The sequence below is a fragment of the Bacillus cereus group sp. MYBKT14-1 genome (assembly GCF_051915185.1).
GTDB lineage: Bacteria > Bacillota > Bacilli > Bacillales > Bacillaceae_G > Bacillus_A > Bacillus_A cereus.
The window spans coordinates 42,356-60,184 of sequence record NZ_JBQAEF010000010.1 but is presented as its reverse complement, the minus strand read 5'-3'; the positions used below and the strand labels follow the sequence as shown (position 1 = coordinate 60,184).

Here is a 17,829-nt window from a genome sequence, read left to right as displayed (position 1 = left end):
TGTTTTTATTTTTCCCATTGTTTTATGATAAATGTGGGAGAGAAATACATATAAAAGGGGAATTAAATATGGGGCCTACGCAAGAGACTTATACAATTGTACGTTATCAATCTGGTACATTTTCAAAACAACTTGACGAGATTGTTACAGAATCTCCTATTACTATTAAATTGAATGGTGAAGAATATGTAACAGTCGTATGCACACCAAATTATATTGAAGATATGGTAATTGGTTTTTTAATTTCTGAGGGGATTATTTCTTCCTATAACGATGTTGAAGAAATATGGGTTCAAAAAGATAACGGAATTGTCCATGTAAAATCATCAAAAGTGAATCCGCTCTATCAAACTTTATATAATAAACGATACATCACTTCTTGCTGCGGAAAAGGTAGACAAGGTTTTATTTTCGTAAACGATGCGGCAAAAGCAAAAGACTTACATGATATACATGTAAAAATTACTCCTGAAGAATGCTTTTACTTAATGAATACGTTACAACAATCTTCCACTACCTTTCGCCAAACCGGCGGTGTTCACAATACCGCGCTCTGTGATCGAAACAAAATCCTCCTATCAAGAATGGATATTGGCAGACATAATGCATTAGATAAAATATATGGTCATTGTTTGCGCAACGATATATCTGTTAAAGGAAAAATTATCGCATTTAGCGGACGTATTTCATCTGAAATTTTACTCAAAGTTTCAAAAATCGGATGTGAAATTGTTCTATCTAAATCTGCCCCAACAAAACTAGCATTGCAACTCGCTCACGATTTAGGCATTACAGTCGTAGGATTTATCAGAAATGAATCCTGCAATATTTACACACATCCACATCGAATTGATGGTTATCAATCGAATAACTAAAATAACTCCTCAATTGAGGAGTTATTTTAGTTATGAAAATGTAATATATTAAAGACTTGAATAGTTAATAAAGTTAATATATAATTTCATTACATATTAAAAAACAAAACATTGTAGCATATATCTTTTCATTCTTTTACAAATTAAAAGAGACTGCTAACAAAACACATACACACTCTTATAAAAGTAATGGATTTATTTTATTTGAAATCGACCAAGGAGGTTACAACTATGGAAATTCGCTTATTAACGACAGAGGACGCAGAAATATATTTAAAAGTTTGTATGGAAGGTTTAACGAAGAACCCGGAAGCTTTTAGCTCTTCCTATGAAGATGTTTTGAAACATGAGGATCCTGTAGCTGCTATGGCAAAACGATTAAGCAATCCGGATAAGTATACTCTAGGGGTCTTCAAAGATGATGATTTAATCGGCATTGCTACTTTAGAAACAAAGCCTTTTATTAAACAAGAACATAAAGCAAAAATCGGTTCCGTTTTCGTTTCCCCAAAAGCGCGTGGCCTTGGAGCAGGACGAGCTCTTATTAAAGCAATTATTGAAAATGCCGATAAATTACATGTAGAACAACTTATGCTCGATGTTGTAGTTGGTAACGATGCAGCAAAAAAATTATATGAGTCATTAGGTTTCCAAACTTACGGCGTACAAGAGCGTTCATTAAAACATAACGGTCAATATTGGGACGAGGAACATATGGTTCTGTTCTTAAATGATTAATACTTCAATATAGTTTTCCAAAAGCATCTTTTTATTAAGAAAGATGCTTTTTTCATTACAACAATGTAATCTTCATGTCACCTTTATCGATCGTACCAAACCTTTCCATTCATTATACTAAAAATATAAAGTGAAACTTTACTCAGTGGGGAACTACATCCCACGCTGATCGCATGTACTTGATATGTAGAGGAGAATGTGACATGAAACAAAACAAACGAGCTATGCTTTTAATATTTACTACAGCAATTGTAACTTCTGGATTAGCAATTTTACCTTGGTTTATTATATGAACACTCCCCCTAACAATGAAAAAAGCTGATTGCTTCTTAAGAAGCAATCAGCTTTTTTTATATTATAAAATCCCCAATATTTTATTTACGCAACTTATAATAATAACCATAGATACGGCAACGCACATGACAACCGTATTACGATCTTGCTTTTCTTTTTTTGAAATTTCTTCTTTTGAATTCATGTGTATGATCTCCTTTTAAAAAAAGTGTGAGATAGGAAATTTTTCTTATCCGATGCGAGGTGAATACGAAAACCCTCTCTATCTCACATACACAATAGAATGGAATTGTCATTTTATAAATAAAATGACATGACGTTATGTCGCAACATAGGGTATTTTGTGTCGCTACGTTTTCTATTATAAAAAATAGTTGTGCAAAACTAGTGCATTTTTTATGTCAATTACTCTGAGCGAAAAAATCAGCCCTCCATTCAATCACATAAAAAGAGTTTTTTATTATTTTCATGTAAACTATACAAGTAGAATGAACAGTTTGGGGTGCACAAGATTATGGTAAAAATTTTATTAGTAGACGATGAAGAACGTATGTTACGATTATTAGATCTGTTCTTAAGCCCTCGCGGCTATTTTTGTATGAAAGCTACCTCTGGCCTTGAAGCACTAAAATTAATCGAACAAAAAGAATTCGATATTATTTTATTAGATGTTATGATGCCAAGTATGGATGGATGGGATACTTGCTATCAAATTCGTCAAATTTCCAACGTTCCTATCATTATGTTAACAGCTCGCAACCAAAACTACGATATGGTGAAAGGCCTCACGATGGGCGCAGATGATTATATTACAAAACCATTTGATGAGCATGTATTAGTCGCACGAATCGAGGCTATATTACGCCGTACAAAAAAAGATGGCTTTGTTAGTTTCAATGGTATTGAGTGGGATAAAACGAAACATACTGTCACAGTTTATGATGAAAAAATCTCATTAACTCCTATCGAATTTTCGTTACTCGGACTATTTTTACAAAATACAAACCGTGCTTATAGCCGAGATGATTTAATCGAAAAAATTTGGGGCTATGAAACAGATATCGAATATAGAACAATTGACTCACACATTCGTAATATCCGTGATAAACTACGCAAAAAAGGATTTCCGATTGAAGATTACCTAGAAACGGTCTATAAAGTCGGATATAAATGGAAAAGTGAATAATTACTTCGGTCAGTGGGAAATCGTATACCACTGACTCTTTATTATGAATAAGGTATGGTGAAAAAATGAGTAAACTTTCCCTTAAAATTGGGACATACTTTTTAATATTAGCTTTATGTATTGAAACAATTGCTTTCGTATCTTTTTATAAAAGCCTTTCAAAAATGCGTATTGTAGAGGAAACAGATGCTCTTTTAGAGAAAGGTAATCGCTATAGTAAAAAAATTAAAAGCCGCGAGAGACGGGATGAATATTATAAAGAAATGAAACACGCTGAACATAATAAAAATCCTAAACGTCCTGTGTACCCTGAGTTCGATATTACGAATGAGGCTGCACACTTAGTTGAATCGGAATCAATTTCTAACTCCGATATAGCTATCATTATTACTGACCATAACGGCAAAATTATTTCCACCTCAGAACCCGTAACAAAAGATATGCAAAAACAACTTACTTGTAAAACAGAAACTGTCCCAGACGGCGGATTGGTCGTTGAAAGGAACTGGAAAAAATCAAAGTTCATCACAACAGTAAGCCCACTTAACACAACAAAGTTTCAAGGAAAGCTATATATGTTATTAAAAACATCTTTCCTAGAAAATATGTTACTTAAACTCATGAACCAATTTCTTATCATTAGCGTTTTAACAATTATTTTAACAACAATTTCTGTCTTTGTTTTTTCACGCGTTATTACAGAACCACTTGTAAAAATGAAGAGAGCGACAGAAAAAATGTCAAAATTAAACAAGCCAATTCAATTAGGTATTAAACGAAATGATGAACTCGGAAGTTTAGCAAAAACAATTGAAGATTTATCGAGTGAACTTACGTATATGAAAAAAGAGCGCAATGAATTTCTCGCTAGTGTCGCTCATGAACTATTAACTCCATTGACCTATATGAAAGGTTATGCGAAGGTAGCAAAGAGAGACTCTTTAACAAAAGAGGAGCGAGAAGAATACTTACAAATTATTGAGGATGAAACGGATAGTGTAACCGATCTCGTCCAAGATTTATTTATGCTTGTACAATTAGAACAACACCAATTTGTTATAAAAAAACAAAAAGTGCTTCTTCAGCCATTTTTAGAACGAATGGTTGAAAAAACAAAAACAACATTAACGAATAAGCAAATGCAACTTCATGTATATTGCAAAGATGATTTAGAAGTTTGCATAGACGAAAGACGTATGGAACAAGTTATGTTAAATTTATTACACAACGCTTATCAACATTCGCCAGAAAACACATCCATTACGATACGTGTACTCATGGAAACAGATTCTTTTACAATAAGTGTACAAGATGAAGGTGAAGGTATTCCTGAAGAAGATATCCCGCATATTTTTGACCGTTTTTATCGTGTTGATAAATCCAGAACACGAGCTACAGGTGGAAAAGGCATCGGGCTAGCTGTTGCAAAAGAAATTGTAGAATTGCATAACGGTTCTATTCTAGTAACAAGCCAATTAGGAGCGGGAACAAACTTTATAATCGAGCTCCCTTTTGAATAATATGCGTGTGAAAACACCAGTAGTAGTAAACACTACTGGTGTTATTTTGTTCATAACAACAGCTCATATAAGCTAAGCTTTTGAAATTATTCTTATTTCAATATAAAATAAAGGTACATTTGCAAAGATTTGGAGGGTGATATAATTGGATATCCATGTATTAACAAAAGACGAAGCAGAAATTTACTTAGAACTTCGCGTAGAAGGATTAAAGCAAAACCCTGAAGCATTCAGCTCTTCTTATGAAGATATTATTAATAAAGAGTGTGCGATTGAATATAAAGCACAAAAATTAGCACAAGATGAAAACTATACGCTAGGTGCATTTAAAGATGGAAAATTAATCGGGGTTGCAACACTGGAAACGAAACCATATGTAAAACAAGAACATAAAGCTAAAATCGGTTCTGTATATGTATCTCCAAAAGCGCGCGGACTTGGAGCAGGAAAAGCACTTATTAAAGAATGTCTTGAGCTTGCTAAATCTTTAGAAGTAGAACAAGTTATGCTTGATGTTGTTGTTGGCAACGATGGAGCGAAAAAACTTTATGAATCATTAGGTTTTAAAACATTCGGTGTACAAGAACGTTCATTAAAATATAACGGACAATATTGGGACGAAGAGCATATGGTCTTATTCTTAGATGAAAATAAATAATAAAAAACATCCTCATGTTTGGAGGATGTTTTTTACTTTATTGTAAACCATGCCGTGTGTAATAATTGAATCGCTTTCGCAATTTCTTCCTCTGATAATATCGCAAACCCAAGTAAAACTACATTTTCAGGTGCAGTATCGTCTTTATAGTACGTAGACACAGGATATATTTTGATACTATGTTTCGCAGCTTCTTGAATTAATTCTTCTTCCCGCATTCCATTATGCACTTTTAATAAAATGTGTAATCCTGAATCTTCTCCTATCACTTCAACACGATTAGAGAAATACTTCTCTATTTCAAAAACAAGTCGATCTCTCTTCTTTCGGTAGACGACACGCATTTTATGAATATGTTTTTCCCAATAGCCTTCATTTAAAAATCTTCTAATCACTTCTTGGTCCATTCTTGAAACACTTTGTGTATAAAATAAATATTGCTGTTGATACTTTTTAATTAATTTCTTCGGCAACACCATATAGCTCATCCGTAGCGATGGTAATAATGCTTTAGATAGCGTCCCCATATAAATAACTTTCCCCTCTGTATCTAACCCTTGCAGCGCCGGTATAGGCTTTCCAGAATAGCGAAATTCACTATCATAATCATCTTCAATAATATACCTGCTCTCTTCTTTCTTGGCCCATTGTAAAAGTTGCATCCTTCTCGTAATAGGCATAATCATTCCATACGGAAACTGATGGGAAGGTGTAACAAATACAACATTCGCATTGCTATTTTCTAAATCCGCAATACAAATTCCATCTCTATCTAAAGATAACATTTGGACTCTTGCTTCTCCCTGTTCAAAAACAACCATCTTTCTATGATACCCTGGGTTTTCAACTGCATAATTGCTTCCCTTTAACAATTGAAACAATAGTTTCACTAATATTTGTGTTCCCGCTCCTAATACAATTTGACTAGCTGAACAACGTACACCTCTAGATTCATACAAATAATTCGTAATCTCTTCTCTTAAGCTCGCTTCTCCTTGAGGGTGTCCTAGAAAGAGAAGTTCGTTATTATGCGGCTGCCATATTTCATTTACAATTTTCCGATACATATTGAATGGAAAAGCATTTGTATCAATTCCTGTTTGTGTAAAATCAAATTTATAACTCTTCTCCTGAAACGGTACTTCTTCTATTCTATCTCCGCTATCCTCTATATGAACCATTTGCTCAATCTTGCATACAAAATAACCTTTTCTCGATATCGACTCAATATAACCTTCTGCCAGTAATTGTTCGTACGCTGCCTCTACTGTATTTTTACTTACTTGTAAATGTATCGCTAACTTTCGCTTAGCCGGTAATTTCGTAAAAGGGACAATCGATCCATCTTTAATTTCTTTTTTTATATACTCATACAATTGCACATACAATGCCTTTTTACTATTCATATTTAAATTAGGCGTTAATTCTAACATAATATCTGACCCCTTAATAAAACTAAAATCTGATACTTTTTACAGTACCAGAAGTTATATATAATTCCTTTTATCATGTCACACATAAAAAATCAAATACTGGAGAGGAGAAACATGATAATGAACAATGGTAGACGTATCGGACTCATTATGATTATTACAGGGGCTACATTATGGGGATTATCTGGTCCAATGATTCAGTGGCTATTTCAACATACTAATGTATCCTCAATTGATTTTTTAACAATTCGATTGTTGCTTGCAGGAATATTTATTTTGTCTTTCTTACTTATAAAGAAACAAAACATATTTCAAATTTGGAAACACCCTAGATATTCTATACAACTTATTATTTTCTCTATTCTCGGCATGCTCGGTGCGCAATACGCCTTTATCGAAACGGTTCATATTAGTAATGCAGTCACAGCAACGCTATTTCAATTTCTAGGTCCTGTTCTTATTACCATGTATGTTGCATTTGAACAAAGAAAATTCCCTGCTTCCATGCAACTATTCGCAATTATAGCCGCGCTAATAGGAACATACTTTATTATTACAAATGGCTCAATTGAAAATATTGTTTTATCCAAAGAAGCTATTATTTTTGGACTATTAACAGCAATCGGATTTGCATTTTATACCCTTCATCCGGCTTCTCTCATTAAAGAATGCGGGACAACTGTAGTAATTGGTTGGGGGATGTTAATCGGAGGAATTGCACTACTTATTTATAATCGTTCATTCGGGTGGAATCAATTTTCACAAACCCTTACACTAAAAACTTTTTCTATGCTTATTCTTATCATTATTAGTGGTACCCTTTCTTTCCTTCTATATATCGGTAGTCTTAAATATTTAGCAGCAACAGAAACAAGCATTTTATCTAGCATTGAACCCCTTGTAGCTGCCATCGTTTCAATCACTTGGCTAAATGAATCTTTTGGAACATATCAATTATTAGGCGGCGTATGTATCGTTCTGTCCGTTATTTTTTTGACGATGCCTCAAAAAGAAACCGAACCAACCTATACAACGGAACAAATATAAAATGAAACTTTAATTAGTGGGGACTATCTCCCACTAATTATTAACCTACACCAATCGGGCTTTTACGGGATAAAAATGTCAAAAGAGGTCGTACAAAACTTACGACCTCTTTTTATACTTTAAAGGAATTGTCCCGCCTTCTAGCAAATACAATTACACTAACAATAAAAACTAGGAGTGTGGCACCATGAAAAAAATCGGAACTATGCTACTTCTCTCCTTCCTCATCACTGGATGCACACAAACGCAATCGGATTCAAAAGAACAAAAAAAAGACGTAATAGCAACGTCATCCACTCAAGTGAACGCACCTTCCTTCTTTCACCTTAGTGTTTTAAAAGATGTAAATTGGGAAGAAACACCTTCTTTCGTAGAAGGAAAAATGCCTTTAAAAGGCATCGAAGGTAAAGTCGCAATGGCTGATAGTCCTATTATCGCAAATGAACAAAATGAAATAATGTGGCACTTTCTAGATTCTGAAATACCAACTGGAAAATTGTCTATTATTGCGCTAAAACAAGGATCTGTAACTCCGACACAAGTACTCTTTCCAAAAAAAACTTCCAAACAAACTTGGACTACTTCAAATACAATCGATTCTACTACAAACGAACTCCCTCTCACTATGTCACTACCTTCATCTGGATTATGGTTATTAAATATATATGTGAATGAAAAATATTATGATCAGTTTGTAATCACTGCTGAGTAAAGTGACAAAAATAAACCACTTTCTTACAACAATGTAATTTCTACGTCATGTACTTCGATAGTTGAATTATCTCTCTTCTCTTATACTTAAAGTAAGAAATGAAACGAGGAGAGATGAGAGATGAAAAAAATGATAGAAGTGATCGTAGCAGTAACTGAGGTTTTAGTGAATGGTAAACAAGTTGCAATGGAATTAAATAAATAGTGAAGAAACATAAATAATTCTACACTTCTTCATTATTTTGATTTCTTATCTCAAAAAAGCAGTGCCTTTTAGGCACTGCTTTTCGCTATTAATAACGTGGTATTTTCGTAATTTGTGCCACGCCTGAATCAATAGCTGCTTTCGCTACTGCTTCTGCAACACTTGGAACAACTCTTTTATCTAATGGATTCGGGATTACATAATTCGCATTACGTTCTTCATCAGTAATGATGTTAGCGATCCCATATGCTGCCGCTAATTTCATCTCTTCTGTAATATCAGTTGCGCGCACATCTAACGCACCGCGGAATATTCCGGGAAACGCCAATACATTATTTACTTGATTCGCATAATCCGAGCGTCCAGTTCCTACTACAGCTGCCCCAGCCTCTAATGCATCCTCAGGGAAGATTTCTGGAATTGGATTCGCCATTGCAAACACAATTGCTTTCTCATTCATCGTCTGTACAAGTTCTTTCGTTAATACGTTAGGAGCAGATACGCCAATAAAAATATCAGCTTGGTGAATTGCTTCTTTTAACGTTCCACGCACATGTTCACGATTTGTCTTTTTTGAAACTTCAATTTGTGCTTCGTTCATCCATGTTTCACCTTCACAAACAATACCTTCTAGGCTAACTAACGTAATGTGCTTTGCACCAGCCTTTAATAATAATTTTCCAATTGCAATTCCTGCCGAACCCGCACCGTTAATAACGATTTTCACATTATCCATTTGTTTGCTAACAACTTTTAATGCATTAATAACAGCTGCTAAAACGACAATAGCTGTTCCATGTTGATCATCATGGAATACAGGAATATTCGTTTCTTCTTTTAATCGTTTTTCAATTTCAAAACAACGCGGTGCTGCAATATCTTCTAAATTAATCCCTGCAAATGTAGGCTCTAAATTTTTTACAAGGGTAACGATTTCATCTACATCCGTTGTGCCTAAACATAATGGGAAAGCATCTACATTCGCAAACTTCTTAAACAAAATACTTTTTCCTTCCATAACAGGCATAGCCGCTTTCGGTCCAATGTTTCCTAAACCGAGTACCGCTGTTCCATCTGAGACAACTGCCACCATATTGCCACGTGCTGTATAGTCATACACTGTTTCTTCATCTGCCGCAATTGCTTTGCAAGACTCCGCTACACCTGGTGTATATGTCAGACTTAGATCATCCGCTGAATTTACTTCTACTTTACTTGTAATTTCAATTTTTCCTACTAATTCTTTATGCAATAACAATGATCTTTCATTAATTTGATTTTCTAACATACTTATAATCTCCCCTTAATTTGACAAGCTAGCTATATGAATATAGCTAGCTTGTTTGATCATGAAAACATTTTTAATAAAATTGTCGCTGTTACAACCATTGCTGCCCCGCCTAAACGAGTCGAAATTTGCGCAAACGGCATTAATTCCATTCGATTTGAAGCTGATAAAATAGCAACATCTCCAGTTCCACCTAAACCACTATGACATCCAGTTACAATTGCTGATTCAACCGGATACATTTTCATCACTTTCCCTACAAGGAAACCTGACGCTACCATTGTAAGAACAACTGATGCGCACACGACAACATATCCTACTGAAAGAACTGCTGCTACGTCTTTTAGCGGAATATATAGTAATCCTAGTCCAACCATTAAAGGCCAAGTTAAATTCTTCGAAATGAATTTATATAGATGGAATGCTCCTTGCTCCATTTTTGCTGGCATTAATTTAAAGTATTTCACAAGTGCTGCTGAGAAGATCATAATGATTGCCCCAGGAATACCGATGAACTTAGAAGCAAATCCTCCGAAGATGAAGAATGTACACGCAATTAATAAACCTGCTCCCATTAATGAGAAGTCAATTGGCTTCTCTGTATTTTGTTCTTTTAATAACTCGGATTGATTATCTGTTTTTACTAATACACCGTTACCACTAAGCTCCGGTTTCTTCTCACCTAAACGCTTCATATACCCTGCACTTACAATTGCGAACATATTTCCAATAATAGCTGCTGGAATAAGCTGTGATACAAACGTCGCTGATGATTCATTTAAAATATCACTATAAGCTAGCGACAATGGTAAAATCCCTTCCCCGATACCACCACTCACAATTGGTACGATGATAAAGAAGAATGTGTGCTTCATTTCAAATCCAAATAATGAACCGACCAATAACCCTACTGCTACAGAAGCTAACGTCCCTACTACTAAAGGAATAAACATGCGAACGAAACCTTGTACTAACACTTTACGGTTCATTCCTAAAATACTTCCGACTACTAAACAAGAAATATATAAATATAAAAAGTTCGATTTTTTCATTAACATAGTCGCAGCTTCCATTGAAGCTGGATTCATCCAGTTAAAAAATACAAGTAATGATGGAATAAATAACGAAAGTATTGCTGGACCGCCGATATTTTTTAAAATTGGAATTCTCATCCCAATATCGCCTAAGAAAATCCCCATGATCATAATAACTGCAAATCCACCAATCATATCTGCTGGCAATTTATTATATACAGATGCCCCATAAATAATAGCAGCCAATACTACATATAACGGTAAAGGTATAACACCGATTTTTACATTCATAATTTTAGAAGCGAAAGATTCTCTTTGTACTTCATTTCCTTCAGAAAATGATACCGCTTCCACATTCTTTTGAATTCCCATATGGCACCCCCTCGTTTTCTTAATAACAATATTAAAACGCTTTCAATAGTAAAAATAGTTTTTGTAAGTTTTGTAATTGATTTTGTAATTAAAAAAAGTATAAGCGACTTATATTAAGTCGCTTATACGTAAAACTCTATTTTATTTTGGTCAATACATCTTAATTTACTCACCGGTCTCCCTACATGTTGATACACCATTTCGTTTTCTAACACTCCAATTTCTGTCAAAAACATTACATACTTTCGAATAGAAACTCTTGAAACACCAACTAATTGCGCCATTTCATCTGTTGTAAACGCTCGTCCATTCAACGACTCGATCTTCTTCCAAATTAATTGCATCGTTTGCTTCGTTAATCCTTTCGGAAGCTCTTTCATGACAGTAGGTTCTCTTTTTTCTTTTTGCAAAATTAACGAATCTAATTCCGATTGACTAATTTTTTGTTGTTCTTTCATGAAAGTAAGTTTTTCTCGATATATAGTTAATGCTTCTTTAAATCGTTCAAATGTAAATGGTTTAATTAAATAATCTACTACGCCATATTGTAATGCTTTTTTAATACTCCCCATATCATGTACAGCTGAAATCATCATAATATCGATTTCTTTTTCTTGGTTCCGAATATACATTAAAAGCTCAAATCCAGTCTCTTCAGGCATAAAAATATCAAGTAATACTAAATCTACTCGTGATTCCTCTAATACTTCTATCGCCGATTTTACCAAATTCACTGCTTGAACAAGTTCAAATCCTCCTACTTGCTCTAAATAATGCTTATTTAGCATTGCTACCATCGGGTCATCTTCTACAATTAAAACTTTAATCATATTTGCCTCTCATCCCTACCTTTAGGTATTTCAATTGTTATCGTTGTTCCCTTACCTACTAATGAATGCATATGAATTTCCCCATTTATTCGCTGTATACTTTCTTTTACAAGATACAAACCATAACCGCGGTTATCTCCCTTTGTGGAATAACCTTTCGTAAATAATTCCTCTATTTCTTTTTCTTGTATACCTTTTCCCGTATCTTGTACTGTAATAGTTAGTATATCCCCATGTTTTATCTTAACTTCAACTCGCTTCTTTTCACAATTCGTAACTGCCTCTAATGCATTATCAATTAAATTTCCGACAATCGTAATAAGTTCATGAGTAATACTTTCATCATCTATTTCCGGCATATAAGAATCTTCACTTATAATTAATTTTATATTTTTCTCTCTAGCATAGCTGAGCTTCCCGAGTAAAAAACCAGCAAATACTGGACTTTTTATTCTTTTCATAACTCCACCAATTTCATATTGATGCTCTGATACCATGCCGCTTATATACTTCTGTAATTCTTCATACTGCTTCATATGTGTAAGCCCTAATACGACATGCATCTTATTCATAAACTCATGAGATTGTGCCCGTAATGCTTCTGCATATAGTCTAATACCAGTTAGTTCCTCTGCTAGTTTTCTAATCTCTGTTTTATCACGAAATGTTGCAATTGCACCAACTATTTCTCCTTTTACATATAAAGGAACTCGATTCGTCACAATCGTAATTCCATAAATATTTTGTTCTTCGTTTAATTGTACTTCTCCCGTTTGCAATACTTCTTTTATACGTGAATTTGGCATATACAACTCAACATCTTTACCGATAAAATCTTCTTCAAGTCCGCTTTTTTTAAATAGACGTTTCGCTTCATTATTAATTAATGTTACTCTAGCCTCTTTATCTACAGCAATAATACCTTCCTTTACAGATTGTAGCATCGTATTTCTTTCTTCAAGAATTTTTGCTATCCTGTGCGGCTCAAGACCGAATAAACTTTTCTTTATATGTCTAGCTAGCAATATTGCTCCTATAATTCCGACTAATACACCAACTCCGACACCAATATAAATGATATGTCTACTTTCCTTAACTCTCTCTTTTACATTATCTGCTGAAATACCAACAGCCACAGCTCCAAGTTGTTCACCTGTTTCAGAAAATATTGGTACAAACACTCGCATGGAAATACCTAAAGTTCCTTCTGCTAACGATACATGTTCTTTTCCTTTCAATGCAGGCCCTTCATCTCCCCCAATAAAATGATGCCCTATTTTTTGAGGATTTGGATGTGACTTTCTTATTCCATTCATGTCCATAACTACAATAAACTGAACACCTGTGTTTTGTAATATTCTATTTGTATACGTTTGGATTGCAGAGGTATCTGCTTTCCCAACCAAACCATCGATTACAATCGAATCATTCGCCACAATGTGTGCAATTGTTTTTGCCTTCTCTGCTTGGCTATCCTCCGTCGTCCGTTCTACATTATGACTAATTAATATATCTGTCACAAGTAAAGAAAAAATTACAACTGTACAAACTAACAATGTAATTGTTTTCCATAAATTCCATAGTCTTCTTCTTTTTTTCATCCCGTTAATGACTCCCCTAATTGCTGAATAGAAAAATAAGTAAGGTGATATTATTTTCACCTTACTTATCTGCTGTTATTATACTTTAAATTTACTAGTCATCGCTTGTAGTTCTTCTGCCATCTCAGCTAAGTTTTGCGAAGCTGAACTAATTTCCTCCATGGAATTAACCTGTTCTTCTGTTGAAGCTGCAACACTTTGCATACTAGCTGTATTTTCTTCTGCAGCAGCTGCAATTTCATCAATAGCATTTGTCACTTCATTTGCATCTCCAGCAATTCTCTTCGTTGTTTCTACCATTTGATTAACTTGAGAAACAATATGTGTAGTAGAACTTAAAATTTCCGTAAAACTTACTTTCGTTTTTGTTACAACATCAAGGCCCTGTTGAACTTCTCCATTCACATTATCCATCGCCTTAACAGTATGTTCAATATCCGCCTTAATTTCTGCAATTAAATTTGCAATCTCTCCAGATGACTCTCCTGATTGCTCTGCTAATTTTCTAACCTCATCTGCTACAATAGCAAATCCTCGTCCCTGTTCACCTGCTCTTGCTGCTTCAATAGCCGCATTTAAAGCTAATAAGTTTGTTTGAGTTGCGATGTTTTGAATTGCTTCAGAAATAGCTCCTACTTGCTTTGATTTCTCATCAAGCAGTTTAATAATAGCATCTGACTCGGATACCGACCTAGAAATAGACTGCATTTGTTTTGCAGTTTGTTCAACTAAATCTTCTCCCTCTTCAGCTCTTTCTCGCGCATGTAATGAGGAAATAGAAATTGACTCTGCGCTTCCAGTTACATCTTGAATTGCTGTATTTACTTGTTGCAATGTAGCCGCACCTTCTTCAACACCTTGACTTTGTGATTCAGCCCCACCTGATACTTGTTCCATTGCAATTGTAATTTGATCTGTCGCATCATTTGCTTGCTGTACGCTCGCTGTTAACTCTTCTGCCGATGCTGCAACATGTTCTGCTGAAAAGCTAATTTGGGTAATAACATCTTGTAAAGACGTAGACATTTCATTAAATGAATTCCCTAATTTCCCTATGTCATCCTTGGAATGGATTGTAATTTTCTCTGTTAAATCTCCCTTACTAATTTTATATGCCGATTCAGCTATTTTTCGTAATGGCCTTGTAATAGACTTTGTAATGAAATAAATTAATATACTACCAAATGCAATAGCGATAGCAATGACAATCAAAGTCTTATAAAACACTGGACTGGCAGCTTGGGTAATTTCTTCATCGAACATAACTCCAACTACTTTCCAGCCCGTTTTCTCATTTGTTGCAAAGATTAAATTCTTTTTATCATCTTGTTCTGTATAAGACACATTTCCTTGTTTATCTTCATAAATTGGTTTAATCCAAGGATCAGTAACTTTTGCACCTGGTTTTCTAGATGGATGACTAACAATTTGCTTATTTTGATCTAAAATAACTGCATAACCTTTTTCACCAATGTTAATCATTTTGGAAATTTTTAAGATGTTATCTAAGTTTAAATTAATTCCTATAACACCTTTACCATCTTTTACTTCTTTCGCAATCGTCACTACCATATTTTTTGTAGATGCTGACTGATATGGCGCAGTAACAATTACTTTCCCTTTATTTTCATGTGCTTCTTTATACCAAGATCTATCTGTTGGATTATACCCATCAGCCATTTGAATAAATGGTTCTCTTATAAACTTTCCCGTCTCTGTTCCAATATAAATACCTTCTACTTCTGGATGAAGCTTTATATATTGTGCTAACTTCGTTCTTACTATTTCTTCTTGTCCATTTGGATATGTATCCTCTGTTAAGATGTCTGCAAAGTACGTCGCATCAACAAATTTCTCTTCTATATTTTGAGAAATAACAGTATTTAAAATCGAAATATTCTCCTTTGCTTTATCTGTCATTTGATGTTCAAAATTTGTTTTGGCAGTTTGATATGAAACACCACCGATAATAATTCCTGGTATAGTTAAAATAATAAAAAATGAAATGATTAATTTTTTATTGATACTCATACATTTAACCCAGTTAAATATTTTTTGCATAATAAGCCTCCTTTATGTAATGTGGATACTTGTGTCATTTTATACAATTAACATATATAAAACAATATATAATGATAACATGTAATTTTTTCGTCAATTATGCATTTTTGCATATTCACTCCTTATACGTATTTTAATCATAAAAATAAGAGAACTTTAGCATTATATATACTAAAGTTCTCTCATTTCTTAACAGCTTCTACTCTACAAAACTTCTCTTATAATCCTCAAATCTTTACCCTTCGCCTTATAGTCATATTACTAAAACTCTTCGTCCTAATTTATTTGGCGCTCTTTACATAACTAATTGCCTGACTTCCCATTTGTACCCATGCCTGTTCAAAGGTTTCTCTCGGTACTTTTACATCTAAGCTATCCTCAAGTGGATCTCGAATATATACAGATTCCTGATCATATCCAATAAGTACAACACAATGTTCATTATACGTAATAGAAACATCTCCACTATTTGTTTCCCATGTAGTAAATTCATCTTCATCTAACGGTACAAATGTTGCATTCGTAATCATAACTACCGGTTGTCCTGCTTTTACACTCTTATAAATTTCCTCTATATTCTTCCCTGTTAAGTCTACAGCTTTATTAGGTAAATATTTTTCCGCTAACTGAAAAAGTGGCCCATGATATACACCATATCCCGATTCAGAAAATGTATAAATATTACCTACAAATCCTTCATTCGGATTCCCGCGCACACCATCATCTATAAAATCAACTTTTTTTATTTCATTTGCTAATGTCATCTTATCCACTGAAACACCAGCGTATTGTAACATCATCGCTAAGCTTGTCACTTCACAGCCTCTATCCAATTCTGGTAACTGCCGAATTAAGGGAACATTTGATAAGATGACTTTTTCATCGTTATTACTAAACTCCGTTTCTTTTCCTCTTTGTATATTTGAGAATGTAAACTTCTCTATATACTTTGGAATTCCATTTGTATATACACTCCATATTACTGCACCTAGTAAAGCTATACATATATACCACTTCAATTTTCTTATCGCTTTCACGTCCTTATTAATTCGTTAAATAAGAATAAAATGCGTCAGCATCCGTTCGTATCATCGGTACAAAATTTAGTTCTTTTCCTTTTTCAGGCTGATCTTTTTTTATCTTTTCCGCTAACTCTTGAATATTCATATTCATTTTATCCATATTAAGCTCATCTGCCATTTGTAGCACCTTTTGTTCATTAATTTCTCTTAATATTTGATATATATCTTTACCATACAAATCAATATGATATTTTTTTGCTTCTTCCTGTACTTTTTGTTCGTACACTTCTTGTGCTAACTCTTCAATTTCTTTTCCTTTTTGAGAAATGTCTAACTTTCCTGCTTCTTCTCTTACTTTCTTTCCGTAGATTTCTTCCGCGATGTCTTCGATTTCTTTTCCATCTGTCGAAATACCTAATTTATCTGCTTCATCTTTAATTTTAATCGCATTAATTTGAGTAATTAAATCTACAATTGATGTATTCTCTATAGATATACCTAGCTTTAACGCTTCTTGCTTTACTTTTGTTTCATAGATTTCTTCTGACAGCATCCCAACATCTTTTCCTTCAATCGATATGCCTAACTGCTCTGCTTCCCTTCCTACTTCTGTTTCATGAATTTCTTTTTCTAGTGTAATTTGTTCTTTTCCTTCCGTTTCAATACCTAGTTTCTCTGCTTTTTCTTCTGTATGCACTGCATGTATCTTACCATTGTTCAATTGTTCTTTACTGCGCTGCGTGTAATCTGTCTTTCCTTTTTGTGTTTCAGAAGGAGAGGCACCCCCTAATATACTTAAACTCATTACTCCAATAGTGAATACCGTTATCATTTTCTTTTTCAAAATTAATTCCTCCCTCTTATACTTTCTTTCCCATCATTCCCCTAGTTTTTTTAATACTATACATACATCTCATCGCTGCTTGAGATAACATTATGATTGATAAACCCCAC

Annotated in this window: 16 protein-coding genes and 1 pseudogene; 7 read left to right on the top strand and 10 right to left on the bottom strand. The window is 34.0% G+C overall.

Annotation, left to right across the window (positions count from 1 at the left end):
• The first annotated feature begins 68 nt into the window (after positions 1–68).
• On the top strand, positions 69–875 hold the full coding sequence (fdhD, locus tag ACTFO4_RS21960) for a formate dehydrogenase accessory sulfurtransferase FdhD (protein ID WP_016125451.1): 807 nt from the start codon (positions 69–71) through the stop codon (positions 873–875).
• A 231-nt stretch (positions 876–1,106) separates the two neighbouring features.
• Positions 1,107–1,613, top strand: coding sequence for a GNAT family N-acetyltransferase (locus ACTFO4_RS21955; RefSeq protein WP_016125450.1), 507 nt, complete (start codon positions 1,107–1,109; stop codon positions 1,611–1,613).
• A gap of 355 nt (positions 1,614–1,968) precedes the next feature.
• On the opposite strand, the gene ACTFO4_RS21950 is transcribed toward ACTFO4_RS21955, so the two are convergent.
• A complete protein-coding gene (locus ACTFO4_RS21950) occupies positions 1,969–2,091 on the bottom strand; it encodes a hypothetical protein (RefSeq protein WP_001085006.1) in 123 nt (40 codons plus the stop codon).
• A gap of 330 nt (positions 2,092–2,421) precedes the next feature.
• Here ACTFO4_RS21950 and ACTFO4_RS21945 point away from each other — a divergent pair, with 330 nt between their 5' ends.
• From ACTFO4_RS21945 to ACTFO4_RS21935, 3 genes are all read left to right on the top strand, one after another.
• The gene (locus ACTFO4_RS21945) at positions 2,422–3,093 is read left to right on the top strand and encodes a response regulator transcription factor (protein ID WP_000238957.1); all 672 of its coding nucleotides are present in this window, start codon (positions 2,422–2,424) and stop codon (positions 3,091–3,093) included.
• A 65-nt stretch (positions 3,094–3,158) separates the two neighbouring features.
• On the top strand, positions 3,159–4,613 hold the full coding sequence (locus tag ACTFO4_RS21940; RefSeq protein ID WP_000041024.1) for a HAMP domain-containing sensor histidine kinase: 1,455 nt from the start codon (positions 3,159–3,161) through the stop codon (positions 4,611–4,613).
• Between the two features lie 145 nt (positions 4,614–4,758).
• Positions 4,759–5,271, top strand: a complete 513-nt coding sequence (locus tag ACTFO4_RS21935) for a GNAT family N-acetyltransferase (protein ID WP_000351212.1) — start codon at positions 4,759–4,761, stop codon at positions 5,269–5,271.
• A 32-nt stretch (positions 5,272–5,303) separates the two neighbouring features.
• Here the strand turns inward: ACTFO4_RS21935 and pdxR are convergent, their stop codons facing one another.
• Entirely contained in the window at positions 5,304–6,704 is a 1,401-nt protein-coding gene (gene pdxR / locus ACTFO4_RS21930; protein ID WP_000891876.1) for a MocR-like pyridoxine biosynthesis transcription factor PdxR, read from the bottom strand.
• A gap of 120 nt (positions 6,705–6,824) precedes the next feature.
• Between pdxR and ACTFO4_RS21925 the strand changes: the two genes are divergently transcribed.
• Both ACTFO4_RS21925 and ACTFO4_RS21920 read left to right on the top strand, forming a co-directional pair.
• Positions 6,825–7,751, top strand: a complete 927-nt coding sequence (locus ACTFO4_RS21925; RefSeq protein ID WP_001059054.1) for a DMT family transporter — start codon at positions 6,825–6,827, stop codon at positions 7,749–7,751.
• Positions 7,752–7,938: 187 nt separating this feature from the next.
• Positions 7,939–8,463 (top strand): DUF4871 domain-containing protein, encoded by a 525-nt coding sequence (locus tag ACTFO4_RS21920; protein WP_016125448.1) that lies wholly within the window; start codon positions 7,939–7,941, stop codon positions 8,461–8,463.
• A 292-nt stretch (positions 8,464–8,755) separates the two neighbouring features.
• Here the strand turns inward: ACTFO4_RS21920 and ACTFO4_RS21915 are convergent, their stop codons facing one another.
• The 8 genes and pseudogenes from ACTFO4_RS21915 to ACTFO4_RS21880 form a co-directional block, all read right to left on the bottom strand.
• Positions 8,756–9,955, bottom strand: a complete 1,200-nt coding sequence (locus tag ACTFO4_RS21915; protein ID WP_223618286.1) for an NAD(P)-dependent malic enzyme — start codon at positions 9,953–9,955, stop codon at positions 8,756–8,758.
• 59 nt (positions 9,956–10,014) lie between these two features.
• Positions 10,015–11,361 carry a 2-hydroxycarboxylate transporter family protein gene (locus tag ACTFO4_RS21910; RefSeq protein ID WP_326235010.1) on the bottom strand — a complete coding sequence of 449 codons (1,347 nt, stop codon included), beginning with the start codon at positions 11,359–11,361 and terminating at the stop codon, positions 10,015–10,017.
• Between the two features lie 122 nt (positions 11,362–11,483).
• Complete coding sequence (locus ACTFO4_RS21905) at positions 11,484–12,191, bottom strand: response regulator (protein ID WP_078420939.1); 708 nt, start codon at positions 12,189–12,191, stop codon at positions 11,484–11,486.
• A complete protein-coding gene (locus ACTFO4_RS21900) occupies positions 12,188–13,792 on the bottom strand; it encodes a sensor histidine kinase (RefSeq protein WP_242259660.1) in 1,605 nt (534 codons plus the stop codon). Before ACTFO4_RS21900 ends, ACTFO4_RS21905 begins: the two co-directional genes overlap by 4 nt.
• A 78-nt stretch (positions 13,793–13,870) precedes the next feature.
• Positions 13,871–14,689: a methyl-accepting chemotaxis protein gene (locus tag ACTFO4_RS21895; RefSeq protein ID WP_432804035.1), complete on the bottom strand. Its 819-nt coding sequence runs from the start codon at positions 14,687–14,689 to the stop codon at positions 13,871–13,873.
• 120 nt (positions 14,690–14,809) lie between these two features.
• Positions 14,810–15,712 (bottom strand): annotated as a pseudogene (locus ACTFO4_RS21890) (cache domain-containing protein); the annotation flags it as partial.
• Between the two features lie 422 nt (positions 15,713–16,134).
• The gene (locus ACTFO4_RS21885; RefSeq protein ID WP_242259662.1) at positions 16,135–16,890 is read right to left on the bottom strand and encodes a C39 family peptidase; all 756 of its coding nucleotides are present in this window, start codon (positions 16,888–16,890) and stop codon (positions 16,135–16,137) included.
• A 7-nt stretch (positions 16,891–16,897) separates the two neighbouring features.
• A complete protein-coding gene (locus ACTFO4_RS21880) occupies positions 16,898–17,719 on the bottom strand; it encodes a hypothetical protein (protein WP_017674240.1) in 822 nt (273 codons plus the stop codon).
• Between the last annotated feature and the right edge of the window lie 110 nt (positions 17,720–17,829).

Bases quoted from the DNA above. Each gene is read 5' to 3' on its own strand.
- fdhD (WP_016125451.1), top strand. From the start codon at position 69: ATGGGGCCTACGCAAGAGACTTATACAATTGTACGTTATCAATCTGGT.
- ACTFO4_RS21955 (WP_016125450.1), top strand. From the start codon at position 1,107: ATGGAAATTCGCTTATTAACGACAGAGGACGCAGAAATATATTTAAAA.
- ACTFO4_RS21950 (WP_001085006.1), bottom strand. From the start codon at position 2,091: ATGAATTCAAAAGAAGAAATTTCAAAAAAAGAAAAGCAAGATCGTAAT.
- ACTFO4_RS21945 (WP_000238957.1), top strand. From the start codon at position 2,422: ATGGTAAAAATTTTATTAGTAGACGATGAAGAACGTATGTTACGATTA.
- ACTFO4_RS21940 (WP_000041024.1), top strand. From the start codon at position 3,159: ATGAGTAAACTTTCCCTTAAAATTGGGACATACTTTTTAATATTAGCT.
- pdxR (WP_000891876.1), bottom strand. From the start codon at position 6,704: ATGTTAGAATTAACGCCTAATTTAAATATGAATAGTAAAAAGGCATTG.
- ACTFO4_RS21925 (WP_001059054.1), top strand. From the start codon at position 6,825: ATGAACAATGGTAGACGTATCGGACTCATTATGATTATTACAGGGGCT.
- ACTFO4_RS21920 (WP_016125448.1), top strand. From the start codon at position 7,939: ATGAAAAAAATCGGAACTATGCTACTTCTCTCCTTCCTCATCACTGGA.
- ACTFO4_RS21915 (WP_223618286.1), bottom strand. From the start codon at position 9,955: ATGTTAGAAAATCAAATTAATGAAAGATCATTGTTATTGCATAAAGAA.
- ACTFO4_RS21910 (WP_326235010.1), bottom strand. From the start codon at position 11,361: ATGGGAATTCAAAAGAATGTGGAAGCGGTATCATTTTCTGAAGGAAAT.
- ACTFO4_RS21905 (WP_078420939.1), bottom strand. From the start codon at position 12,191: ATGATTAAAGTTTTAATTGTAGAAGATGACCCGATGGTAGCAATGCTA.
- ACTFO4_RS21900 (WP_242259660.1), bottom strand. From the start codon at position 13,792: ATGAAAAAAAGAAGAAGACTATGGAATTTATGGAAAACAATTACATTG.
- ACTFO4_RS21895 (WP_432804035.1), bottom strand. From the start codon at position 14,689: ATGGAACAAGTATCAGGTGGGGCTGAATCACAAAGTCAAGGTGTTGAA.